The 22723-nt window shown below is 66.6% G+C and carries 11 protein-coding genes and 1 pseudogene; 8 read left to right on the forward strand and 4 right to left on the reverse strand.

What is annotated here, in order from left to right:
* Positions 1 to 28 precede the first annotated feature (28 nt).
* Positions 29 to 535 carry a YaiI/YqxD family protein gene (locus tag AC26AR_RS02350; protein WP_191236568.1) on the reverse strand — a complete coding sequence of 169 codons (507 nt, stop codon included), beginning with the start codon at positions 533 to 535 and terminating at the stop codon, positions 29 to 31.
* 577 nt (positions 536 to 1112) lie between these two features.
* Here AC26AR_RS02350 and AC26AR_RS02355 point away from each other — a divergent pair.
* The 3 genes from AC26AR_RS02355 to nfi all read left to right on the forward strand — a co-directional run bounded on the left by AC26AR_RS02355 (position 1113) and on the right by nfi (position 4382).
* Positions 1113 to 2810: a DEAD/DEAH box helicase gene (locus AC26AR_RS02355; RefSeq protein WP_065392493.1), complete on the forward strand. Its 1698-nt coding sequence runs from the start codon at positions 1113 to 1115 to the stop codon at positions 2808 to 2810.
* Between the two features lie 178 nt (positions 2811 to 2988).
* Entirely contained in the window at positions 2989 to 3561 is a 573-nt protein-coding gene (locus tag AC26AR_RS02360; protein ID WP_488107492.1) for a PRC-barrel domain-containing protein, read from the forward strand.
* Between the two features lie 53 nt (positions 3562 to 3614).
* The gene (gene nfi / locus AC26AR_RS02365; RefSeq protein WP_488107493.1) at positions 3615 to 4382 is read left to right on the forward strand and encodes a deoxyribonuclease V; all 768 of its coding nucleotides are present in this window, start codon (positions 3615 to 3617) and stop codon (positions 4380 to 4382) included.
* Between the two features lie 81 nt (positions 4383 to 4463).
* Here nfi and AC26AR_RS02370 read toward each other — a convergent pair whose 3' ends face one another.
* The 3 genes and pseudogenes from AC26AR_RS02370 to AC26AR_RS02380 all read right to left on the reverse strand — a co-directional run bounded on the left by AC26AR_RS02370 (position 4464) and on the right by AC26AR_RS02380 (position 9403).
* Complete coding sequence (locus AC26AR_RS02370) at positions 4464 to 4790, reverse strand: SbcC/MukB-like Walker B domain-containing protein (RefSeq protein ID WP_488107873.1); 327 nt, start codon at positions 4788 to 4790, stop codon at positions 4464 to 4466.
* Positions 4791 to 7331: 2541 nt separating this feature from the next.
* Positions 7332 to 8009 (reverse strand): annotated as a pseudogene (locus AC26AR_RS02375) (AAA family ATPase); the annotation flags it as partial.
* Positions 8006 to 9403, reverse strand: a complete 1398-nt coding sequence (locus tag AC26AR_RS02380; protein ID WP_488107494.1) for an exonuclease SbcCD subunit D C-terminal domain-containing protein — start codon at positions 9401 to 9403, stop codon at positions 8006 to 8008. The pseudogene AC26AR_RS02375 and the gene AC26AR_RS02380, both read right to left, overlap by 4 nt.
* A 358-nt stretch (positions 9404 to 9761) precedes the next feature.
* Here AC26AR_RS02380 and AC26AR_RS02385 point away from each other — a divergent pair, with 358 nt between their 5' ends.
* The 5 genes from AC26AR_RS02385 to recD all read left to right on the forward strand — a co-directional run bounded on the left by AC26AR_RS02385 (position 9762) and on the right by recD (position 22697).
* A complete protein-coding gene (locus tag AC26AR_RS02385) occupies positions 9762 to 10181 on the forward strand; it encodes a DUF1499 domain-containing protein (protein WP_279874681.1) in 420 nt (139 codons plus the stop codon).
* 522 nt (positions 10182 to 10703) lie between these two features.
* A complete protein-coding gene (locus AC26AR_RS02390) occupies positions 10704 to 12044 on the forward strand; it encodes an MFS transporter (protein WP_488107495.1) in 1341 nt (446 codons plus the stop codon).
* Between the two features lie 210 nt (positions 12045 to 12254).
* Positions 12255 to 16304, forward strand: a complete 4050-nt coding sequence (gene recC, locus AC26AR_RS02395) for an exodeoxyribonuclease V subunit gamma (protein WP_488107496.1) — start codon at positions 12255 to 12257, stop codon at positions 16302 to 16304.
* Positions 16301 to 20545 (forward strand): exodeoxyribonuclease V subunit beta, encoded by a 4245-nt coding sequence (gene recB, locus AC26AR_RS02400; RefSeq protein WP_488107497.1) that lies wholly within the window; start codon positions 16301 to 16303, stop codon positions 20543 to 20545. Before recC ends, recB begins: the two co-directional genes overlap by 4 nt.
* Entirely contained in the window at positions 20538 to 22697 is a 2160-nt protein-coding gene (gene recD / locus AC26AR_RS02405; RefSeq protein ID WP_488107498.1) for an exodeoxyribonuclease V subunit alpha, read from the forward strand. The genes recB and recD overlap by 8 nt, the downstream gene beginning before the upstream one ends.
* Positions 22698 to 22723: the final 26 nt, after the last annotated feature.

Consider the following 22723-nt stretch of genomic DNA (forward strand, 5'->3'; position numbering starts at 1 on the left):
CATCGCGGCCGGGACGAGGCGTTTGGCTTCACGGCCTGGTTCGTCTGGCCTTGGCCAGCCAGCGATCCAGCGCATTGCCGAAGTCGCGCTGCTCGCGCTGGCCATAGGTGGAGGGGCCGCCGGTGTGTTCGCCGCTGGAACGCATGCTCTCCATGAAATCGCGCATCTGAACCTTGGCGCGGATGTTGTTGGCATCCAGTGTCTCGCCGCGGCTCGTCATCACCAGCGCGCCTTTCTCGATCGCCTCCAGCGCCAGCGGCAGGTCGGACGTGATCACCATGTCGCCGGGCCGGGCGCGCTCGACGATCAACTGGTCCGCCGCATCGGCACCGGCAGGGACGGACAGCGCCTTGACATGCACCGAGCGTGGCAGCGGCACCTGATGATTGGCCACGAACCAGGTGGGGGTCGCGGTCCGCTCCGCGGCGCGGACCAGGATGTCGCGCGCCGCGCGCGGGCAGGCGTCAGCATCGACCCACAGCGTGGTGATGGGCTCGGCGGGTGAGGGGGTGGTGGGGTCTTGCACGTCAGTCATGCCGTCTCCTGTCAGAGGGAATTGGCGAGTGTGGCCTGCGCCGACAGACGCCTGGCCTGCGACCAAGGTCAAAAGAAAGGATGCAGAATGCGCGAGGGACTGCTAGAATGCCAGCTCCTCGCATGTAGTGACCCACCATCCTGAGTAGCCGAAGCCGGTGATCGCCTTTCTTGACAGGCCTTCAGACGGTAATTTCGCGCCTCCCGGACCGAGTGGCGTAGCTTGCCCCGAGCCCTCCGTGACCCCTCGATCCTTCGATGTCCGGCCGCCGCGACGCAAGACCCGTCCCAGTCCACAGTGTGCATGATGGAGCGCCCCGAGACTCTCAAGTGGAGAGCCTCTGGTTGCTGTACGGTCGCCGCAGCGTTGTGCCTGATAGCGGAAATGCGTCTGCCATCAGAGCAACCCGGGCCCGTCCATGCCAAGACGTCCAAGCACTCGTACGTTTTTTCTGATGATGCCAGCGCCTCGTGCCTGACGGCATCGCCAGACGGAGCCCTTACGCTTCGTGTCGGTTCAAGCCGACCCATTCTTCAGCTACAAGCTTCACTTGTAGCCATTTAGGTGTGAGATATACATGACCACGACTTCCGTCGTCGATCGCTTCAGCGATCTTGCCCTGCTGCCTGCCGTCCTGACCTCTCTCGAGAAGCTGGGCTACGAAACACCGTCCCCCATCCAGGCCCAGACCATCCCGAGCCTGCTCGATGGCCGTGACATGATCGGTCAGGCCCAGACCGGTACCGGCAAGACTGCGGCCTTCGCTCTGCCGCTGCTGACCCGTCTGGACCTCGACCGCCGCGAGCCGCAGGTTCTCGTGCTGGCTCCGACCCGTGAGCTGGCTCAGCAGGTCGCTGTCAACTTCACTCGTTACGGCCAGTTCATGCGTGGCCTGGAAGTTGCCACCCTTTGTGGTGGTCAGGACTACCGCGAGCAGATGCGCAGCCTGAAGAGCGGCGCCCAGATCGTCGTCGGTACTCCGGGTCGTGTCATCGACCACCTGGATCGCAAGAGCCTGAAGCTCGACGGCCTGTCCGCCCTGGTGCTGGACGAAGCCGACGAGATGCTGCGCATGGGCTTCATCGATGACGTCAAGCGCGTCGTCGCCGATACCCCGAAGGAAGCACAGCGCGTGTTCTTCTCCGCGACGCTTCCGACCGAGATCGAGCGTATCGTCAACCGCTACCTGGTTGACCCGATCAAGGTGGCCATCAAGTCCGAATCCAAGACCGCTTCCACCATCGAGCAGATGATGGTGCGTGTCGAAGGCGGCGCCAAGCTGGAAGCGCTGTCTCGCCTGCTGGAAGTCGAGACCGTCGATGCCGCCATCGTCTTCGTGCGGACTCGTGCCGCCTGTACCACCGTCGTCGAGCAGCTGATGGCTCGCGGTATCTCCGCTGCGGCACTGTCCGGTGATCTGGACCAGTCCCTGCGTGAGCGTACCGTGACGCGTCTGAAGCGTGGCAAGGTCGACGTGCTGGTCGCGACCGACGTCGCCGCTCGTGGTCTGGACGTGGCGCGTATCACCCACGTCTTCAACTACGACCTGCCGGGTGACAGCGAATCCTTCGTCCACCGTACTGGCCGTACCGGTCGTGCCGGTCGTGAAGGTCGCGCCATCACCTTCGTCAGCGGTCGCGAGATGCGCAAGGTTCGCTGGATGGAGCAGGCCCTGGGCCAGCGCATCACCGAACGCCAGCTGCCGAGCGAAGAAGAGATCCGTGCTCACCGTGACGCGGCCTTCCGTGCTCGCGTCGTCGAAGCCCTGGGCAGCAGCTCCAATGGCCACCGCGCCCTGGTGCAGAGCCTGATCGAGGAAGGTCATGATCCGGTCGAGCTGGCCGCGGTCTTCGTCAAGATGGCTCGCGCCGAAGAGACGCCGATCCAGTCCCTGCCGAAGCCGGGTGCGCGTCGCAACGAGCGTCCTGAGCGCGGCGAGCGTCCGGAGCGTGGTGAGCGTCGCAGCTCTGCGCCGGTCGCACGTGAAGGCATGAAGCTCTACCGTGTGGCCGTCGGCCATCGTGACGGCGTCAAGCCGGGTCAGCTGGTTGGCGCTCTCGCCAACGAAGGTGGCATCGAAGGTTCGCGCATCGGTCGCATCGACATCCGCAACACGCACAGTGTCGTGGAGCTGCCGAGCGGTCTGCCGACCAGCATCGTGTCCAAGATGGCGCGTGCTCGCGTCGCTGGCCGTCCGCTGGAACTGGCAGAAGACGGTGCGGGCGCTCGTCCGCAGCGCCGTGAAGGTGGCAACGACGACCGTCGTCGCGCCTGATCAGGCCTGAGTCTGGCCGGCGCTGAACACAGTGCTGGCCACGGCTTCTGAAAAGACCGGTACCTCTCACGAGGTGCCGGTTTTTTTGTGCCTGGACGAAAGGCGCCACAGGGGCTGGTATCCTGTTCTGGCATAGCGGTGGAGCGTCCACCGTCCATCATTTCCCGAGGATGCCCACATGATCTCTTCACTCGATGCCCTGCGCCGTGGCCTGAAGGCCGCGCCCGCCCGCCAGCTGATGCTGTGCGCTCTGCTGGCGACACCCTGGTTGTCGCTCAGCGCGGCCCACGCCGAGTCCGGCATGCCCGCCAGCAGCGCCACGCCGGAGATTCGCGTCCCGCTGGTCTCGCTGGAGGCCCTGCGGCAGTCACCGGTGGTCACGCCGCAGGGCGAGGTGCTGGGTCGGGTCGAGGATGTGCTCAGTGATACGCGTGGCCAGATCCATCGTCTGTTGATCCGCCCGCAAGGCGGTGACAAGGCGGCCAGCATCGACTTCGCGCGCTTCACTCGTGAAGCCGTCAGTGATCCGCTCGCCGCCGCGGCCCCTGGCGACATCCGCTACCGCCTGGTGCTCGACATGACGCCGGAGCAGCTGGCGGCACGCGCGGATCAACCGCTTTCCAATCGGCTCTCGCGTCAGCTGGAACGCAGCATGGGGGAGGTCGGCAACGGGCTGGACAGCTTCCGCAACCAGGCGGCGGAGGTGCTGCGTTCACTGGGCAAGCAACTTGAAGGTGAGGGCGATCGATAGCATCTGAGAGGGAGAGACCCGCAACCGCCGTGAGGGAATGCATGAGTAAGTGCATGAGTGAGTGGACGACAACACTGCACGATTGGAATCTCGACCCTGCCGACGCCGTTGCCATGCAACGCGAAATGGCGACGCGACTGACGCTGACGCCGCCCTGGGGAGCAAGCCCCGAGGACTGGCCGGCGACCATCACGGGGGTCGATATCGGCTTCGAGGATGCAGGCGAGGTGACACGTGCGGCGGTGGTGACGCTGGATCTGGCGACCCTGGAACCCCTTGAGCAACAGCTGATCCGTCAGCCGACCCGCATGCCCTACATTCCGGGCCTGCTGTCATTTCGGGAGCTGCCCGCTGCCATCGCCGCCATTGAGGCACTCGAGCAGCCGCCCGAATGCCTGATGGTGGACGGTCACGGCATCGCCCATCCGCGCCGCCTGGGCGTGGCGGCGCATCTTGGCCTGTGGTGTGACCTGCCGTCCTTCGGAGTGGCCAAGAAGCGTCTGTGCGGCAAGCATGGCGAGCCGGGCGATGCGCGTGGTGACTGGGTCGCGTTGACGGATCGCGTACGCGAGGCGGATGCCGAGCTCGGCATCATCGAGGACACCGAGCTGCCCAGACGCGAACAGCGCAGCCGGCTGGGCGCCGTGCTGCGGTCACGCCTCAACGTCAAGCCGGTGTTCGTCTCGCCGGGCCAGCGCATGAATCTGGAGACGGCGCTTTCGATGACCCTGCACTGTCTGGGCAAGACCAAGCTGCCCGAGCCGACCCGACTGGCGGATCAGCTTGCCAGCCGGCGTCTCAAGCGGCTCCGTGATGCCTAGCGTCGCATTACCTGTCTTTGCGTTATCTGTCTTTGCGTTATCTGTCTCTGCGTTATCTGTCTTTGCGAGGCCTGGCGGCGCTTAGCCTTCGATCTCCAGACGGCTCTGGCCGTTGCCCGAGGGGCGCACCGCGATACGCACCGGAATGCGTTCATGCATCTCGGCCACATGCGAGATGACCCCGACGCGACGGCCGCTGGCCTGCAGGCCATCCAATGCCTCCATCGCCAGCGCCAGCGAATCCGGGTCGAGACTGCCGAAGCCCTCATCGATGAACAGCGATTCGATGCGCAGCTCGCCGGAAGCCATGCCCGCCAGGCCCAGCGCCAGTGCCAGCGAGACAAGGAAGGTCTCGCCGCCGGACAGCGAGTGAACGCTGCGCAGTTCATCACCCATCTCGGTATCCATCACCACCAGCCCCAGCGGGCTGGCGCCGCGGGCCAGACGGTAGCGACGTGCCAGATTGGTCAGGTGCAGATTGGCATGCTCGATCAGGCGCTCGAGATTGAAGGCCTGGGCGATGGTGCGGAACCTGGCGCCGCTGGCGCTGCCGATCAGCTCCGACAGCGCCCCCCAGCGCTGATGTTCGGCCCGCGCGGCTGCGAGACGCTCGGCAAGCGCGGCGCTGCCACTGCGGCGCTGATCATCATTGAGTATCGCCGCCTGTGCCGTCTGATGGGCCTCGCGCACGGCATCGAGCGGTGTCTTGAGTGCCGTGATCAGACTGGCCAGCGCCTCGCCAAGCTCGCGGGTGTCGTCCTCGGGCCCTGGCGGCGCACCCGTCAGTGTGCCAGCGGCTCCTTCTTCCGGGGCCTCCTGCAAGCGGGCCTGCAGACGAGCATGCACCGCCAATGCCTGCTTGGCCTGGCCGCGAATGACGCCGAGCTCTTCAGCTCCTGATGCACCGTCTCCCGCGGTACCGTCTGCCTGCGTATCGTCTCCAGTCGTGTCCTCGGCGGGCGCTGCCAGCTGTTCGAGTGCTGCCTGCCAGTCGGAGGTCCGAGCGGCCTGCCAGTGTTTGAGCTGACGCGCATTGCGCTCCTCACACAGGGCATCCGCGCGTGCGACTCGCTCGTGGGCGCTACGCAGTTGCTGGCGCAGTGCCTGCAGGTCGTGATCCTCGACGGCCAGCAACTCCTCGATACGCGCGTCATCCAGGCCAGGGTTCGCGGCCTGCCAATGCGCGCGTTCGCGGTCGAGCGAGTCTTGCTCCTCGCGCAGCTCCGTCTGGCGTTGCTGCAGGTTGGCCTGCTGCTGCGTCAGCTGCTGTTGCTGGTCGCTCAACTCCTGCAGTGCCTGCCGCGCATCCTCTTGCTCGTTGCGCATCCGGGTGGTCAGCGACTCGATCCAGTCGGACCAGTCGCTCACGCTGGCATGCTGTCGCTTGGGGTCTGCGCTCAGCTGCTGGGCAAGCGTGGCGCTGAGTTGTTCGATCTCGCGCGCCAGCGCAGTGATCTGCGTCTCACACTGTTGAAGCTGCGCCTCGCCATGCTGGCATTGCGTCGTCAGCGTGGCGTGGCGTGTCGCCAGTGCCTGGCGTTGCTCCCGCAGCGGCGTCAGCTGACGCAGCGTCGTCACCAGCGCGTTCTGACGGGCGTCCAGTTCGCCAAGGCGCTGCTCGATCAGTTCCAGTGCTCGTGCGGCAGGCAGCTGGGGCAGGGACTCAAGCAGCGGCTGCTCTGACAGCGAATGCCGAGCCAGAATGTCGGTCAGGTTCGACTGACAGGTCTGCGCCTGCTGCTGCAGACGTTGTCGTTCCGTGTGCAGCTGCGCCTGTTCCTGCTGCAGATAGCCGAGCTGCTGCTCGAGACGTGCGTGCTCGTGACTGGCCGCCTCCATGGCGTGCTGCGCGGTGGCCGTGGCCTGTCGGCGCTGTTCAAGACGCTCGCGGGCCTGCTGTTCCAGTTGAGCGATCAGCGCCTCGGCCGGCGCGGCCTGGTCGGCGGCGGGGTGCTCATGGCTGCCACATACCGGACATTCCTCGCCATGGACCAGCCCACGGCGCAGCGCCATCACGTTGTCGCTGCGTGCCAGACGCTCCTGCTCCTGCTGGCGGCGCTCGGCGTCTTCCTCGTGGCGCGCCTGATCACGGGCCTGCAATGCCTGGGCCTGCCGGGCAGCCACATCGCGCAACGCCTGTTGCTGCCGAGGCAGCAGCTGCTCCAGCTCGACAAGGCGCTGCTGGACCTCATCACGGCGGGCCAGGCCATTGATCTGCTCGCTGAGCACAGGTTTCAGCTGCAGCAATGCATCGCGCTGACGCTGCAGCTGGTCCCGATGGTCTTCGGCATCGCTCAGCGGCTGACCGGACTCGTCGACCAGCGTCGCCTGCAGCTGCTGGAGTTGATGATCCAGCTGCTGGCGCTGTCGATCCTGTGTCTCCAGCTCCTGCTGATGGTGGCCGAGCGTGTCGCGCAGGCGTTGCTGTTCATTCTGCTGGCTGACATGTGTCTCGCGCTGTTGCGCCAGACGCGAGGCCACCTGACGGGCCTCTTCCAGCTTGGGCAGTTGCTCGCCACGCCAGGTCTCGCAGCGCTGCATGCGTTCATCGGCGGCCAGCTTGTCGGCCCGGGCCTGCTCGGTCCGTGGTGACAGAGTGCCGAGCTGTTGCTGTACCCGGGTGAGCTGCGTGGCCAGCTGGGCATGCTGCGGCGAGATCGCCTTGAGGCGCAGCAGGGCAGGGCGAATCGGCGCGAGGGCTTCCAGGGCGCTGAGTTGCTCGCGCTGACGGGATAGCGCAGCACTGGCGGCGTGAGCCTCCTTCTGTTCGAGCTGCGCCTGACCCAGGGCCTGTTCGAGCTCGCCCGCTGTGGTGGTCCACAGGTGATAGGCCGTCAGCGCATCATGGTGTTCGCTGAGGCGGGTCATGGTCGTCTGGCGTAGACGGACCTCATCCTCGAGTGCCTGGCGCTCGTCCGGGCTTGCCGGCAGCTGGCCATTCAGCTGGCGTTCGAGCTCGTTGACGGCCTCGCGGGCGCTGCGCTCACGCTCGTGGGCGGCGATCGAGATATCGGAGTAGTGGCCGGTGTCGGTCAGTTTCTCCAGCAGCTCCGAGCGCTCGTTGTCGTTGGCGCGCAGGAAGGCGCTGAACTCGCTCTGGGCCAGCAGCACGGCGCGGGTGAACTGCTCGAAGTTCAGTCCCAGTCTGTCGATGATCAACGCCTTGGCGTCATTGCTGGTGGTATTGAGGGTCTGAGCTGACTGGGTGTCATCGGCCGTGGGCAGCAGCTGGAGATGTTGCTTGGCGTTCTGCAGGCGCCCGCCGGGCTTGCCGCGCGCGCGGCTGACCGTCCAGTCGGCGCGATAGCGCAGGCCATCGCGGCCGATGAAGTCCACCTCGGCCTTGCCTTCGCCGCAGCCGCGCCGGAGCAGGCTGCGCGGGTCCTTGAGGGTCAGCTGATGCTCGCCGACATCCTCCAGCTGACCGCCGCTCGGGGTCTGGCGCAGGCGTGGCGTGGTGCCGTAGAGCGCCAGACACAGGGCATCGAGCAGCGTGCTCTTGCCGGCCCCGGTGGGTCCGGTGATGGCGAACAGGCCCGCATCGGACAGCGGCGCCTTCTCGAAGTCGACTTCATGCGCGCCGGCCAGTGAGGCCAGGTTGTCGAGGCGCAGGGCGAGGATCTTCATGCCTGACCTCCCTTGGCCTTGTCTGCCGAGGCTGTCTTGTCGGCCTGGCGACCGGGCTTGGTGGCCTTGCTCGGTTCCCCTGCCAGGCGTGCCTCACGCGCGATCTCGACCTCCTCGAGCAGCTGGGCGAAATCCTCGATCAGTGACGGGGCCGGCTCGCTGTCATAGGTGGCGCGATAGTGGCGCTCGAACAGCCCCATCGGTCCCAGCTCATCGAGCTTCACGCCCTTGGGCGCGCGATTCTCGGCGCTGGGCGCCGGATAGCGGGTGACCAGCTTGATCAGCCGCAGCGGCGCGTCTTCCAGCAGTGCCTCGATGCGCGCGCGCAGGTCGATGACGGGCGCTTCCAGCTGCACGCTTACCTCAAGCCACGGCCAGCGTGCCGACTCGAGTTCACGGTCTGCCTCGGCGACCAGCGCCGTGAGCTGGGCGGTGATCTCGGTCAGCGGTGCCGGTCCGATGCGCGTGAGCGCGACATGGCAGGGCACGCGATGCTCCTCGACGCCCGCGAGTGTCTCGTCTTCGAGAGTGATCTCCAGCACGCGGTGACCGTAATCGACCTCGGAGAAGTCCATCGCCAGCGGCGTGCCGCAATAGCGGATACGCTCCTGGCCGCCCACGCGTTGCGGACGATGCAGATGGCCGAGCGCCACATAGGCGATGTCGTCGGGGAACAGGCTGGTCGAGAGCGCCTCTTCGCCTCCCATCAGGATCGGACGCTCGCTGTTCTCGGAGACCTCGCCGTCTCGCATGTGCGCGTGGCCCATGGCGATCAGCGCCTCGCCGGGCTGGCGGGCGGCACGCGCCGCGCTGACCAGCTGCTCGTGCACACGGGCCACTCCCGCGCGATAGGCCTCGCTGCGGGTGCGCTCAGGCTTGTTCACGTCCTGCGACTCATCCTCGCCAGCTCCCAAGCCGGTGACCTCGGCCGGGCGCAGAAAGGGCACCGCCAGACACAGGGCGCGGCGCTTGCCGTCACGATCATGCAACGGCACCAGCAGATGCTGACAGTCGAGATGGTGGGCATCCCCTTTGTCGGCAGAATCATCGACCCAGCGCACACGGCCCAACGCATGGGTCTTGAGGCGGGCCAGCAGGGCAGCCGGCAGCTCGATGCGTGAGCCGGAGTCATGATTGCCGGCGATCATCACGATCTCGAGCGCCGCGTCCTGCTCGTGGGCGCGCACGATGAAGTCGTAGAGCAGCTCCTGGGCGGCGAGGCTCGGATTGACCACATCGAACAGATCACCGGCGATCAGCAGGGCGTCCGGGGTCAGACACTTGAGCCGTGCCAGCAGCCAGTCGAGAAAGGCGGCATGTTCGACATGGCGACTCTGGCCATGGAAGCTCTGGCCGAGATGCCAGTCCGAGGTATGCAGAAAGCGGAAGCTCACGATGCGTTCCTTGCGGTGTCAGAAGGAGAATCACGAACCCGGTCGAGCTGACGTCCGAGTCTGGATGTGCTCAGTGTACGGATTGCGTCTGGTCGGGCGAAGGGGAGGGCATCATGTGTCGTGCATCTGGAGCGCATTTTCAGGCAGTTGATCTGGATCAATCCCGTTCACGGGCAAAATCGACAAAAGTCGCTACGCTGAAAGTCGAGGCCTGTGTCGAAATCCGACATGCCCCGGCGATGGCAGCGTCAGGGTGGCTTCAGAAAGGCAGGAATCGATGGACGACCAATGAACAACAATCAGGCCGGCAACATGGGAAGCCGTTGCCGATGCCCAGAGATGACAGGAAGGAATCGCAATGCGCCACGGTCTTTTTGCCTCACCTCGCCCCGATAACCTCGGCCTGCATGATGGGCTGCTGGCACCACCCCCGAGTACCCCCAACGGGGTCAGCTCCCAGGCCTCCGACAGCAAGCATTACGTAGCGCCGCTCCCGATGCCGACGGACTGTTGCCTGAGCGCGATGGAGAAGATGCACAGCATCATCGAATCCATGGGTCATGCGGAAATCATCAGTACGGATGACGGTTATCTGCATGCGGAATTCCACACGCCCCTGCTGGGCTTCGTCGATGACGTGGAAATCGTCTGCAATGAACAGGAAGGCGTCTGTCATGTACGCAGCGTGTCACGCATGGGACATTCCGACCTCGGCAAGAATCGTCAGCGGGTCGAGGATATCCGTCATCGTCTCGAAGGCTGGGGTTACTGCAGCTGAAGCTGCCCCGAGAAGGGCATCGCTCACGTCGATGCGCCACCTTCACCTCGCCAATGCACCTGTGTGCCTCCCGACGACTTCCCATCACCCCGGTCTGCCTGTTCAGGCGCCGGGGTGTTTCGTCTGCGTCTTTCGTGCCTGATCTGCCTGGCCGGGCTTTCATGTCCCTTCGCGCGCTTGCGACATTTCGTGTCCCTCGCTGCAGAAACCGCCCGTAATCCGTGAGCGGGCGCTACCCAGCTACGGGCGTGTTTGCTACTCTGGGTGCGTTACATGAGACGCATGACTGCATCGAGCAATATTGTGTTTTTCGCAATACAGTGATGCAGCGTACGCTGGCAGGATTCCGCACCATCGCCACGCCCGGGGCAACCCCGGTGCTTTCTGCCATTGCGCTCGCTAGAACGCCTGTAAGTGGCGTCTGCGAGGCTTGTGCTGAAAGACGACACGACAACAAGATGCGCGACGCGTGAATCACTCTTGACCATCGCTGGACACCAGCCCCCGCTAACACAGAGATCCATGAACGATTCCGTCCCCGCAGCGGGCTCAGCCACCGCTGCCCACGATTTGCCCAACGAAAATTCGCTCAAGCGTGGTGACATCAAGGTACTTGGCCTGTCCGCACTCGGCGGCGCCCTCGAGTTCTATGACTTCGTCATCTTCGTGTTCTTCGCCACCGTCGTCGGCCAGCTGTTCTTCCCGCCCGACATTCCCGAATGGCTACGTCAGGTGCAGACCTTCGGTATCTTCGCTGCCGGTTACCTGGCCCGCCCGCTGGGCGGCATCATCATGGCCCACTTCGGCGATACGCTGGGCCGCAAGAAGATGTTCACGCTGTCCATCTTCATGATGTCGTTGCCGACCCTGCTGATGGGCATGCTGCCGACCTATGCCGTCATCGGCATGTGGGCGCCGCTGCTGCTGATCATCCTGCGCATCTTCCAGGGTGCGGCAGTCGGCGGTGAGGTGCCGGGGGCCTGGGTGTTCGTCAGCGAACACGTCGCACCGCGTCACAATGGTCTGGCCTGCGGCACCCTGTCGATGGGGCTGGTGGGCGGCATCCTGCTCGGCTCGCTGATGGCCAGTGCCATCAACAGTGTCTATACCCCCGAAGAGGTGAGTGATTTCGCCTGGCGGATTCCGTTCATCATCGGTGGCGTGTTCGGGCTGTTCTCGGTCTACCTGCGTCGCTGGTTGCACGAGACCCCGGTCTTCGCCGAGATGCAGCAGAAGAAGGCGCTGGCCGCCGAGCTGCCCTTGAAGATGATCCTGCGTGAACAGCGTCCGGCGATTGCCGTGGCGATGGCCGTCACCTGGGTGCTGACTGCCGCCATCGTGGTCGTGATCCTGATGACGCCGAGCCTGATCGCGGAGCTCGAGGGGCTGACTCGTGCCGCCGCCTTCTCCGCCAACAGTCTGGCGATCGTGGCGGTGTGCATCGGCTGCATCGTGTCCGGTTACATGGTCGATGGTATCGGTGCCGGGGTGACCCTGGTGCTGTGGAGCGCTCTGCTGGGCATCACCTACTGGGTCTTCCTGGCCACCATGCACTCGGACCCCAGCCTGCTGGTGCCGCTCTACTGCCTGACCGGCTTCAGCGTCGGCATCGTCGGCGCGGTGCCGAGCATCGCGATCCGCGGCTTCCCGCCGGCAGTGCGCTTCACCGGGCTGTCGTTCTCCTACAATGTCGCCTACGCCATCTTCGGTGGCTTCACGCCGATTCTGGTCTCGCTGATGATGACCGTCTCGCCGCTGTCGCCCACCTGGTACGTGGCGGCGCTGTCGCTGATGGGCGTGGTGCTGGGTCTGTGGCTGGCGCTCAGTCCGCGCGGCCGCGAGCTGATGGAAATCACGCGCTGAGCAGAGCACTGACTCGGCGCCAGGGCGCCTGTTCCCGACCAGTCAGGCATTCATCTGCCTGAAAACGCGCATCACCCTCCGGGGTGGTGCGCGTTTTCGTTTGGGCCAGCGCCGAGGCGACGCTAGGATGGAGGCACTCGTCACGCCTCGCTCTCGACTCGTCTCGCCTCGGCCATGAGGGCTCGGGGGCTTTGCCAGCAGGATGCCCGCATGTTTACCGTTCTTCACGCCAATCACCTCGAGGATCTGCGCGATCTGGCGCTCAAGGTGATCAAGGCCGCTCCCCAGCCTCCGCTGGTGCCGGAAACCTTTCTCGTCCAGTCCAACGGCATGGCCCAGTGGCTGAGGTTGTCATTGGCCGAGGCCGATGGCATCGCTGCCTCGGTCGATTTTCCACTGCCCTCAAGCTTCGTGTGGCGTGCCTATCGCGGGGTCCTGGGTGGCGTGCTGGGCGACGAGATTCCGGAGCTGTCACCCTTCGACAAGGGCCCGCTTGCCTGGCGTCTGCTGCGCCTTTTGCCGGGCCTGCTGGCCGATGAATCCCAGGCGGAATGCTATGCGCCGCTCAGGGATTACCTGTGTCGCGATGAGCGTGGCCAGCTGATCGAGGCAGTCGATGAGGGTGCCCTGCCTGCACTGCCCGAGGGGCCGGAGGCAGAGCGTCAGCAGTGGCAGCTGGCCTGCCAGCTGGCGGATCTCTTCGACCAGTACCTCAACTACCGTCCCGAGTGGGTGCGCAGCTGGGAGAGCGGGCTGGAGGATGACAACTTCCGCGATGCCTTCGCGCGTCAGCAGGCCGCAGGCGAGCTGCCCGCCAATCTGCTGCCGGACAACCTGCCCGCCAGCCAGAAATGGCAGCCGGCCCTGTGGCGCGCGGTACTGGCGGATGCGCCGCCCAGCAGCCGGCAACATCACCGTGCCGCTCTGCATGGTCGCTTCGTCGCGGCCGCGCGCGCGCTGGAATCACTGCCCTCATCACGCCGCCACCCGTTGCCGCCACGCCTGTTCGTGTTCGGCATCTCGGCACTGCCGGGGCAGACGCTGGATGCGCTGCATGCGCTGTCCGGGGTGATGGACATCTACCTGATGATCACCAATCCCTGCCGTCATTACTGGGGCGATATCGTCTCCGACCGCGAAGCCGTGCGGCGCAGTATGAGAGCCGACAGTCTGCGCATGGACAGCGAGCGCGTCGCGCGACAGCGTGCCCGTCACCCCGAGGCACCGTCGCTGACCGGGCTGGCGGAGGAGGAGCTGCACCTCAAGGCCAATCCGCTGCTGGCCGGGCTGGGTGCCCAGGGGCGTGACTTCATCGTCAATCTGTATGAATTCGAGAGCGCGCTGTCCGGCCGCGACAGCGGTTTCGATCTCGAGCTAGACGTCTTCGTGCCGCGCATCAGCGAGGATACGCCGCCCGGGCAGGCACCACTGCTGCATCAGATCCAGGACGAGATTCTCGAGCTGGTGCATCCCGGCGAGCGCGCCCTGGCCGAGGGAAGTCCTCGCAGGCTGGAGGCGCAAGATGATTCCATCAGTCTGGTCAGCGCCCACTCGGCGCTGCGCGAAGTCGAGATTCTGCATGACCGCCTGCTGGCGGCCTTCGAACGTGCCCACGAGGCGGCCAGGCAGGGGGAGGGCGAACCGCTGCGGCCGCGCGACATCCTGGTGATGGTGCCGGACATCGACCGATATGCCCCCTATATCGAGGCGGTGTTCGGTCAGCTGCCGCCGGGCAATCCGCGCCATATTCCCTTCACCATCGCCGACCGGGTGGCCAGTCAGGCCAATCCGCTGCTCGGACTGGTCTTGATGCTGCTGGAGCTGCCGGAGCGCCGCCTCGGCGTCAGCGAGGTGCTGGATGCGCTGGATGTCGCCGCCTTCCGGCGTCGTTTCGCCATCGAGGAGGGCGAGCTCGAGCGCCTGCGGCGCTGGCTGGCCGACAGCGGCGTGCGCTGGGGACTCTCCGGCGAGCACCGGGAGCAGCTCGGCTTCATGCCCCTCGACGAGAACAGCTGGCGCTTCGGCCTCGAGCGCATGCTGCTGGGCTACGCTACCGGGGCCCCGGCGGCCGGCTCCCCAGTACAAGGTGAGCAGAGCGCCGACCTGATGGACGACCTGATGGACGGCCTGATGGATGGCCTTGTCGACATGAACGGCCTGAGCTTCGATGGCGTGGTGCCCTTCGATGAAGTGGCCGGTCTCGAGGCCGAACTGGCAGGCAAGGTCGGCGAGCTGATCGAGAGCCTGGATCGCTGGCGCCGCTGGCTGGACACCTCGCGTACGCCAGCGGACTGGGCGACTACGCTGCAGCGATTGTGGGAGGAGAGCCTCAGCCCGGACAGTGCCGAGGAATTCGACATTCTGGCGCGTCTGCAGGCGGCGCTTTCCCGCCTCGACAAGGGCTGGCAGCAGGCCGGTTTCGATGGCTGTCTGTCGCTCAAGGTGGTGCGCGAGGCGCTGCGTGGCGAGCTTGACAGCGGCGGTCTCGCCCAGCGCTTCCTTGCCGGTCGGGTCAACTTCGCCACCCTGATGCCGATGCGTGCGATTCCCTTCCGCGAAGTGCACCTGCTGGGCATGAACGATGGTGACTACCCGCGCGTGCGCATGCCGCAGGATTTCGATCTGATGGCCAGCCGCCCTCAACCGGGAGACCGCTCACGGCGTGACGATGATCGCTACCTGTTCCTGGAGGCGCTGCTGGCGGCGCGGGATCGCCTGTCGATCTCGTGGGTCGGGCGTGACCAGCGCGACAACGGCGAACGGCCGCCCTCGGTACTGGTCGGTGAACTGCTCGACTACATCGAGCTGGGCTGGACCCCCGAGACGCATGCCGAGGCACCGGGTGTCTCTCGCGAAGCTGCCCTGCGCGAGCGTCTGATCACCGAGCATCCATTGCAGCCGTTCTCGCGGCGCTATTTCCATGCCTCCCAGGTGACGGCTGGCGATCTGTTCAGCTATGACGCCAGCTGGTCGAGCCTGTATCGCGCGGCGGATCATGCTCCAACCTCAGAGGCATCCCCGGCGAATCAACGCGAGGCCAGCAAGGCGAGCGCGGCGGGGGCCGCCGCCTTGAAGCAGCTGGTGGAGCAGGCGCCGGAGTCCCATCTGCGTCTCGGCGCGGACTCGCTGGCGCGCTTCCTGCGTCGCCCCTGGCAGCTGGGGCTGGACCGCGTTGGCGTGCGCTTCCGCGATGCCGAGGTGCCGGATGAGGACAACGAACCCTTCGCCCCCGACGGGCTGGAGAACTTCACCCTGACCCGCGAGCTGCTGGACGCCGCGCTCACCGGACAATCCTTGCCGCTGGCCGCCGAACGTCTGCGCCGGGCCGGGCGCCTGCCGGCGCTGGGCTTTGCCGATGCCTTGATCGAACCGCGCCTCAAGCGTCTCGATCAGCAGCTGGCCAGCTGGCGCGATCAGCTCAGCGATGCCACCTCGCTGCCGCCGCGCACCCTCGAGGTACCGCTGATCATGCAGGATGAGGACGGCAGGCCCTTGCGGGTGACGCTCACCACGCGTCTGATCAGCCGTCGGCAACTGCGCGATGACGCCGAGGGCGAGAGCCGCCTGCTGGCCACGTTGGAGGCGACCCACTTCGGCACCCTCAAGCCCGGCAAGGAGGGCCGCTACAAGAAGCTCGGCAAGCCGCATCGTCTGCTGGCCGGCTATCTCGACTGGCTGATGGCCAACGCGCGCCCCGGCCTCGGGGAGGTGGCGGGTGATCAGGGCACGCGCCGTGAAGGCTATCAGTGGCTGGCGGTGTTCGAGGACCGCTGGCTGCTGTTCCCCGCGCTGCGCATCGAGCAGGCCGAAGCTGCGCTGCGCCATCTCGTCAAGGCGTATGCCCAGGGCTGGCAGGCGCCGCTGGCCGCCGCGCTGGAACTGGCGACCACCCTCTGGGAGGTAGTGGGCGAGGAGGATCGCAGTGCCTTGTTCGGCGCACTCAAGGCGCAGGCCGCTGACGGCACGCCAACGCTTGAGACGGCGCTGGCCGCCATCCACAAGCCCTGGCTTGCCGACAGTCTGTCGCGCGCCATGGAAACCCGCTTCACGGAAGACATCTTCAAGGGCCCCCAGGCGCTCAGGCGACAGGAAGGCGCGCTGGGCGAGCTGTGGCCGGAGTTTGACGCCTTCGCCAGTGCGGGCGGCGTGCTCAACAGCGTGCAGCTCTATCAGCCGTTGATCGAGAGCATGATCGGCGTGCGTCAGGGCATTCTCGGCGAGCGCGCGGTGGAGCTCTCCACCGGGAAGGGGCAGTCATGAGCGATACCAGAGGGGAAGGCATGAGCGGTGTGGAGAGTGGCGTGAGGAGTGGCATCGCTCAGGACAAGGAAGCGGCAATGAGTGACGAGATGGATCAGAGCCAGCAGGGCCAAGCCCTCGATATTCCGACGCTGCCCCTGCTCGGTCAGCATCTGATCGAGGCGAGTGCCGGCACCGGCAAGACCTTCACCCTCGCCGCGCTCTACGTGCGGCTGGTGCTCGGCCCCTTGCCCGGGCAGGCGGCCAGCGTGAGCTATCCGCGTCCGCTGACGCCGCCGGAGATTCTGGTGGTGACCTTCACCGAAGCCGCCACCGCAGAGCTGCGTGACCGCATTCGCGCGCGCCTCAAGCAGGCGCGTGAGGCGCTGCTGGGGCGTGCCAGTCCTGATCCGATCCTGGCTGAATTGCTCGCGCCGCTGCTGACATCCTCACCTGCCGAGGACGCATCGCGCCTCAAGGCCGCGGCGGCGCGGCGCCTCGATCAGGCCGCGCGCCTGATGGATGACGCCGCCATCTTCACCATCCACGGCTTCTGTCAGCGCATGCTCAGTCGGCATGCCTTCGATGCCGGCGGACGCTTCGGCGCCGAGCTGCTGCAGGATGGTCAGTCGCTGCTGACACGTTGCGTCGAGGATTACTGGCGCTGCGAATTCTACCCGTTGGCTCGCGAGTGGCAGGCCTTGATCCGTGGCCGCTGGGCCGGCCCGGAAGCATTGGGAGAGGAGTTGCGCGGCCTGTTGCGTGACGGCACGCCACGCCCGCTGTACCGCGACGGCGAATGTCTTGAGGCCCCGGATGACCTGAGCGAGCTGCTCGGCAATGCCGAACAGTGGCGTCAGCAACAGGAGGCCGCCCGTCGCGCCGTCGAGGAAAGCTTCGATGAGCCGGCCATCCGCGCGGTGATGGGAGAGGCCTTCGCCAGCAAGGCGCTCAACGGCAACAGCTACAAGGAGGCCGAGCTGGAGCCTCGCCTGGCGGCGACGGCCGCCTGGCTGGCCAGCGGCGAGCACGATTTCGCCGCCGACATGCTCGACAGCAAGAAGCTGTGCTGGCTGAGTCAGGCCAAGCTCGAGAAGGGCACCAGGAAGAACTGCCAGACGCCGCGTCACCCCTTCTTCGCGGCGCTGGACCTGCTGGCCGAGGTACCGGCACCGGACGCCGTGCTGCTGGATCAGGTCGCCGTGCACGCGCGTGACAGTGTCGCCCGCGCCCTGATCTGCGAGAAGCGCCGTCTGGGACTCTGGGAATTCTCGGACCTGCTCAATGATCTCGACCACGCGCTGGACCCTTCGCTCAATGGCGAGGCCAGCCAGCGTCTGGCGCGGCAGATCCGTCAGGAACTGCCGGTGGCGATGATCGATGAATTCCAGGATACCGACCCGGTCCAGTACCGCATCTTCCGGCGCATCTATCCACAGACGGCGGGCGATGGCTCGCTCGATGAGCAGCACGTTGACGCTACTGACAGCGACGAGGCTGACGAGGCACCCAGCACGCTGTTGATGATCGGTGACCCCAAGCAGGCCATCTACGCCTTCCGCGGCGCCGATATCGACACCTATCTGGCGGCGCGCCAGGTCACCCCCTCGCGCTTCACCCTGCCGCGCAACTTCCGCTCCAGCGCCGCGATGGTGGCGGCGGTGAATGCGCTGTTCGCCCAGCATCCCGCACCCTTCGGCAGTGAGGACATTCCCTTCCAGCCGGTCGAGGCCCAGGGCACGCGCACCCGGCTGGTGCTGCGGCATCCGGATGGCCGCGAAGAGGCCGCCTGTGCACTGAATCTGTGGTGGGCCAACGGTGAGCGCCTGAGCGCCGATGCGCATCGCCGCGACATGAGTCGCGCCTGCCGCACCCAGATCCAGACACTGCTCGAGGGCCAACAACGCCTGGCGGCGGGCGAGCCGGGGCTGGTGTTCATGGACGAGGGAGATGCGCCGCCGCGTGGCGTGGCCGCCAGCGATATCGCGGTGCTGGTACGTAACGGGCGCGAGGCCGCAGCGGTGCGTGGGGCGCTTGCCGAAGGCGGTATCCGCAGCGTCTATTTGAGCGAGAAGAGCTCGGTGTTCGACACGCCGGAGGCCTTCGAGCTGCTGCAGCTGTTCGAGGCTGTCGCCCATCCGCGGGATGACCGTCGTCTGCGCGCCGCGCTGGCGACACGCCTGCTGGCGGATGACCTCTCGCTGGTCGAGCGGCTTGCGGTGGATGAGCTGGCCTGGGAGCGCGAGGTCGAGCGCTTCGATGGCTATCACCGTGACTGGCAGCGGCGCGGCGTGCTGCCGATGCTGCGCGGCGTGATGCGTGACTTCCGGGTCGGTGAGCGGCTGGCGGCCCGCGCCGGGGGGGAGCGTGCCCTGACCGACGTGCTGCACCTGGGGGAGCTGGCCCAGAATGCCGCCCAGCGGCTCGATGGCGAACAGGCGCTGCTGCGCTGGTGGCATCAGGCACTGGAATCCGGCCATGAAGCGCTGGACAGCGACAGCCTCAGTCAGCGACTGGAAAGTGATGAGGGGCTGGTGCGGGTCGTCACCATCCACAAGTCCAAGGGGCTTGAGTATCCCATCGTGCTGCTGCCGTTCATGGCCAGCTTCCGCGCCGCCGAGCCGGACAGGAATTTCGGCCTGCTGACCCTCAAGCAGCGCTGGCTGGCCACGGCTGAAGAGGGAAGCGATGACGAGGAAGACGATAACGAGGAAGTGCCTGCTCGGAGAGTCGATCAGGAGGATGACGCGCTGGATGATAGCATCCTGGTCAAGAAGCCCTCCAAGGAGGCCATCGCGGCGGCCGACCATGCACGTCTGATGGAAGACGTGCGTCTGCTCTACGTGGCGCTGACGCGTCCCAAGTTCGCCTGCTGGCTGGGGCTGGCGCCCATCGGCAAGGGCGGCTTCAGCAAGCAGCTCAGCCTGCCCGTCACCGCCATCGGTTATCTGCTCGGCATGAGTGACAACGAGGAGATCGAGGCCAGCGCCATCGAGGCTGCCTTGCGCCGCTGGTGTGAACAGCAGTCGGCCGGCCTGGCGCGCGTGTCCGGTCTGCCGGAGTTGCCCGGTCATGACTATCAGCCACCGGCGGAGCGCGATCAGCACTTCCACGGCGCGCGTCACTTCGCCGGCGGCATCGAGGATGACTGGTGGATCGCCTCCTACACCGCCTTGCTCACGGATGCCCGTCAGGTGACGGCGGCGCTGGAAGACACCGGCGATGCCGAGGATGACCGCGTGCCCGAAGACGCCACCGAGATCGCATTGGAAGAAGGCGAGCAGGGCCTGACGCGCCCGGACCGCGAGGTGGCAGGCCAGTCCGGCCCGCTGCTGGCTGGCGGCCTGCCGATGACGGTGGGCGAGATCCATCTGCATGATTTCCCGCGTGGGCCGCGTCCGGGGACCTTCCTGCACGGCCTGCTGGAGGCGGTGGATCTCGATCGTCTCGGTGCGGAGGACTATCGCGGCGAGCTTGAGCGGCTGGTGGGCTCGCGGCTGCATTTCGGTGGCTTCGATGCCAGCTGGCAGCCACGTCTCACCGACTGGCTGGAGCAGGCACTGACCCGTCCGCTGCAGGGCTTCGAGGGCGAGCCTATCCTGCTCAATCGACTCGAGGCCTGGCAGCCGGAGCTGGAATTCTGGCTGCCGGCCGTACACGCGCGCAGTCTGCCGCTGGACGCCGTAGTTACCGCGCTGGAGCCGTTGCCGCGCTCGCGGCCCAGGCTCGCGCCACGCCGCATGCACGGCATGCTCAAGGGCTTCATCGATCTGACCTTCCAGTCCGGCGGGCGCTGGTACGTGCTGGACTGGAAGTCCAACTATCTTGGCGAGCGCCCCGAGGACTACCTCGGTGAGTCGCTGGCCCGCGCGATGGTCGAGCACCGCTACGACCTGCAATACGTGCTCTACACCCTCGCGCTGCATCGCCTGCTCAAGGCGCGCCTCGGCGAGGACTACGATTACGAACGCTGCATGGGTGGCGTGCTGTATGTCTTCCTGCGCGGCCTGGATGCCGGCGGTGACTCACCCGCGCTTGCGGTGGATGAAGCCACGGGGACCCCCGGCCAGCCCTTTGAAGAGACAGCGACGCCCGGCGTGGCGACGCCCGGCGTGTTCCAGCGTCGGCCATCACAGGCGCTGATCGAGGCGCTGGATCTCTGGCTGGGCGGTGACAGTTCCGCATTGGATAGCCTGCTCCTCAACACCACCGACACCACGCCACTCACGCAAAGCGGCCAGCAGGGGGCCTTCGATGTCTGACGCCACGCCTTTGGAAACGCAGCAGCTCAGCGCTGCCCCTGACGCCCCGACTGCCGAGACCCTGCTCGCCACGCTTGGTCTGTGGGTGGAGCTGGGCTGGCTCAGGCGAGTCGATGCCCATCTGGTGCGCTTCATGGCGCGTCATGTGCCGGAGGCCCCGGCCAGCGTGCTGCTGGCGGCCGCGCTGGCCAGCCACCAGCTGGGGCGCGGGCATGTGTGCCTGTCGCTGTCGCGGGCGCTGGCCGAGCCACGCGCGACCCTGTCGCTGCCACCGCTGGAGCAGTCCGAGGCGCATCTTGCCGAGGTCAGCGTGGCCCTGCCGGAAGCCTTCCTGGCGGATCTCGATGCCGGCCGCTGGGCCGAGCAGCTGGCGGAATCGCGGCTGGTCAGCGTGCTGGCGCAGGCCGACTCCCCGGCGGGGCATCTGCCGCTGCGCCCGCTGGTGCTGGTGGGCGAGCGCCTCTATCTGCGCCGTTACTGGCAGGCCGAGCGTGAAGTCGCGGCAGGGCTGCGTGCGCGGATGGGGCCGAGCGAGGAGGGCGAGACGCGGGTCAGCGATGCGCTGGGCGAGCGTCTGCGCGAGCTGTTCGCCAGCAATCAGCCGGACTCCCACGGCGCGCCGGACTGGCAGAAGCTGGCCTGTGCCCTGGCGCTGCGTCAGCGCCTGACGGTGATCTCCGGCGGTCCCGGTACCGGCAAGACCACCACCGTCACGCGCCTCTTGGCACTGTTGCAGGCGCAGGCGCTTTCTGGTGGAGCTGGCGGTGTGGAGGTGGAGAGCGGTGTGGTAGGCAGTGTCGGGAGCGATGAGACAGGCCATCCGCATGAGCGGCGGGCGCTGGATATCCGACTGGTCGCCCCGACCGGCAAGGCGGCGGCGCGGCTGTCGGAGTCGATCCGTGGCGCGGTGGCGAAGCTCGAGGTGCCAGACGCGGTGCGCGCGGCCATCCCGCGTGAGGCAAGCACCGTGCACCGCCTGCTGGGCGCACGTCCGGATTCCCGCCACTTCCGCCATCACGCCGGCAATCCGCTGGCGCTGGACCTGCTGGTGGTGGATGAAGCCTCGATGGTCGATCTCGACCTGATGGCGGCGCTGCTCGGCGCGCTGCCCGCCCACGCCCGCCTGATTCTGCTCGGCGACAAGGACCAGCTGGCCTCGGTGGAAGCTGGCGCCGTGCTGGGCGATCTCTGCGAGCATGCGCTGCCGCCGCGTTACTCACCGGCAGTATGTGCAGACCTCGCCCGCCTGACCGGTGAAACGCTGGATGAGGCCATCGCCACGCCGGATGTCTCGGAGACGCAGGACACGGCAGACCGCGGCCGACTCGCCGATCACGTGGTGGTGCTGCAGAAGAGCTACCGCTTCTCCGCCGACAGCGGTATCGGTGCCCTGGCGCGTGCCTGCAATGCCGGAGACCGCCAGGCGCTGCGCGACGCCTGGAAGACAGGCTACAGCGATATCGCCTGGCTGAAGCTCAGCGGCCCGGAGGACCGCGATCTGGAGACGCTGGTGGTCAATGGCTATCGCCCGGCGCTGGAGGCCGTGCGTGAGCGGCGCCCGGCACGAGAGGTGATCGATCTGCTGCTCGAGTTTCAGCTGCTGTGCGCGCTGCGCCGTGGCCCCTATGGGGTCGATGGCCTCAACCAGCGTGTGGCGCGGGTGCTGATGCGCCGTGGCCTGATCGCCGAGGAACGCGGCTGGTACGCCGGGCGTCCGGTGATGGTGACGCGCAATGATCGCGCGCTGGGGCTCTACAACGGCGATGTCGGCATCACCCTGCCGGACCCCGCCGCAGGGGGGCGCCTGCGTGTGTTCTTCCCGGTCGAGGAGGAGGTGTCGTCAGACGCCGAGCGTGATGGGCAGGACACCGAGATCCAGCGTTTCCACCGTGGCGTGCGCGCGGTATTGCCGTCTCGCCTCGAGGCGGTGGAGACGGTCTTCGCGATGACGGTCCACAAGTCGCAGGGCTCCGAGTTCCGCCATGTGGTATTCGTGTTGCCTGAGGGAGCCAACCCGATTCTGACCCGCGAGCTGGTCTACACCGGCATCACGCGGGCCAAGTCGCGGGTCACGCTGGCGGGCACCCGCCGCGAGACGCTGGAAGGCGCCATTGAACGACGCGTGGTGAGAGCCAGCGGGCTGGTGCTCTAGACGGGACGCCGACGGATGATCGTCAG

This window comes from Cobetia sp. PS-4MA (genome assembly GCF_057670765.1).

Coding starts and splice junctions, on each gene's coding strand:
- recC (WP_488107496.1), top strand. CDS start 12,255: ATGTTTACCGTTCTTCACGCCAATCACCTCGAGGATCTGCGCGATCTG.
- AC26AR_RS02370 (WP_488107873.1), bottom strand. CDS start 4,790: ATGGATACCGAGATGGGTGATGAACTGCGCAGCGTTCACTCGCTGTCC.
- AC26AR_RS02355 (WP_065392493.1), top strand. CDS start 1,113: ATGACCACGACTTCCGTCGTCGATCGCTTCAGCGATCTTGCCCTGCTG.
- AC26AR_RS02390 (WP_488107495.1), top strand. CDS start 10,704: ATGAACGATTCCGTCCCCGCAGCGGGCTCAGCCACCGCTGCCCACGAT.
- AC26AR_RS02360 (WP_488107492.1), top strand. CDS start 2,989: ATGATCTCTTCACTCGATGCCCTGCGCCGTGGCCTGAAGGCCGCGCCC.
- recD (WP_488107498.1), top strand. CDS start 20,538: ATGTCTGACGCCACGCCTTTGGAAACGCAGCAGCTCAGCGCTGCCCCT.
- AC26AR_RS02350 (WP_191236568.1), bottom strand. CDS start 535: ATGACTGACGTGCAAGACCCCACCACCCCCTCACCCGCCGAGCCCATC.
- AC26AR_RS02385 (WP_279874681.1), top strand. CDS start 9,762: ATGCGCCACGGTCTTTTTGCCTCACCTCGCCCCGATAACCTCGGCCTG.
- nfi (WP_488107493.1), top strand. CDS start 3,615: ATGAGTGAGTGGACGACAACACTGCACGATTGGAATCTCGACCCTGCC.
- recB (WP_488107497.1), top strand. CDS start 16,301: ATGAGCGATACCAGAGGGGAAGGCATGAGCGGTGTGGAGAGTGGCGTG.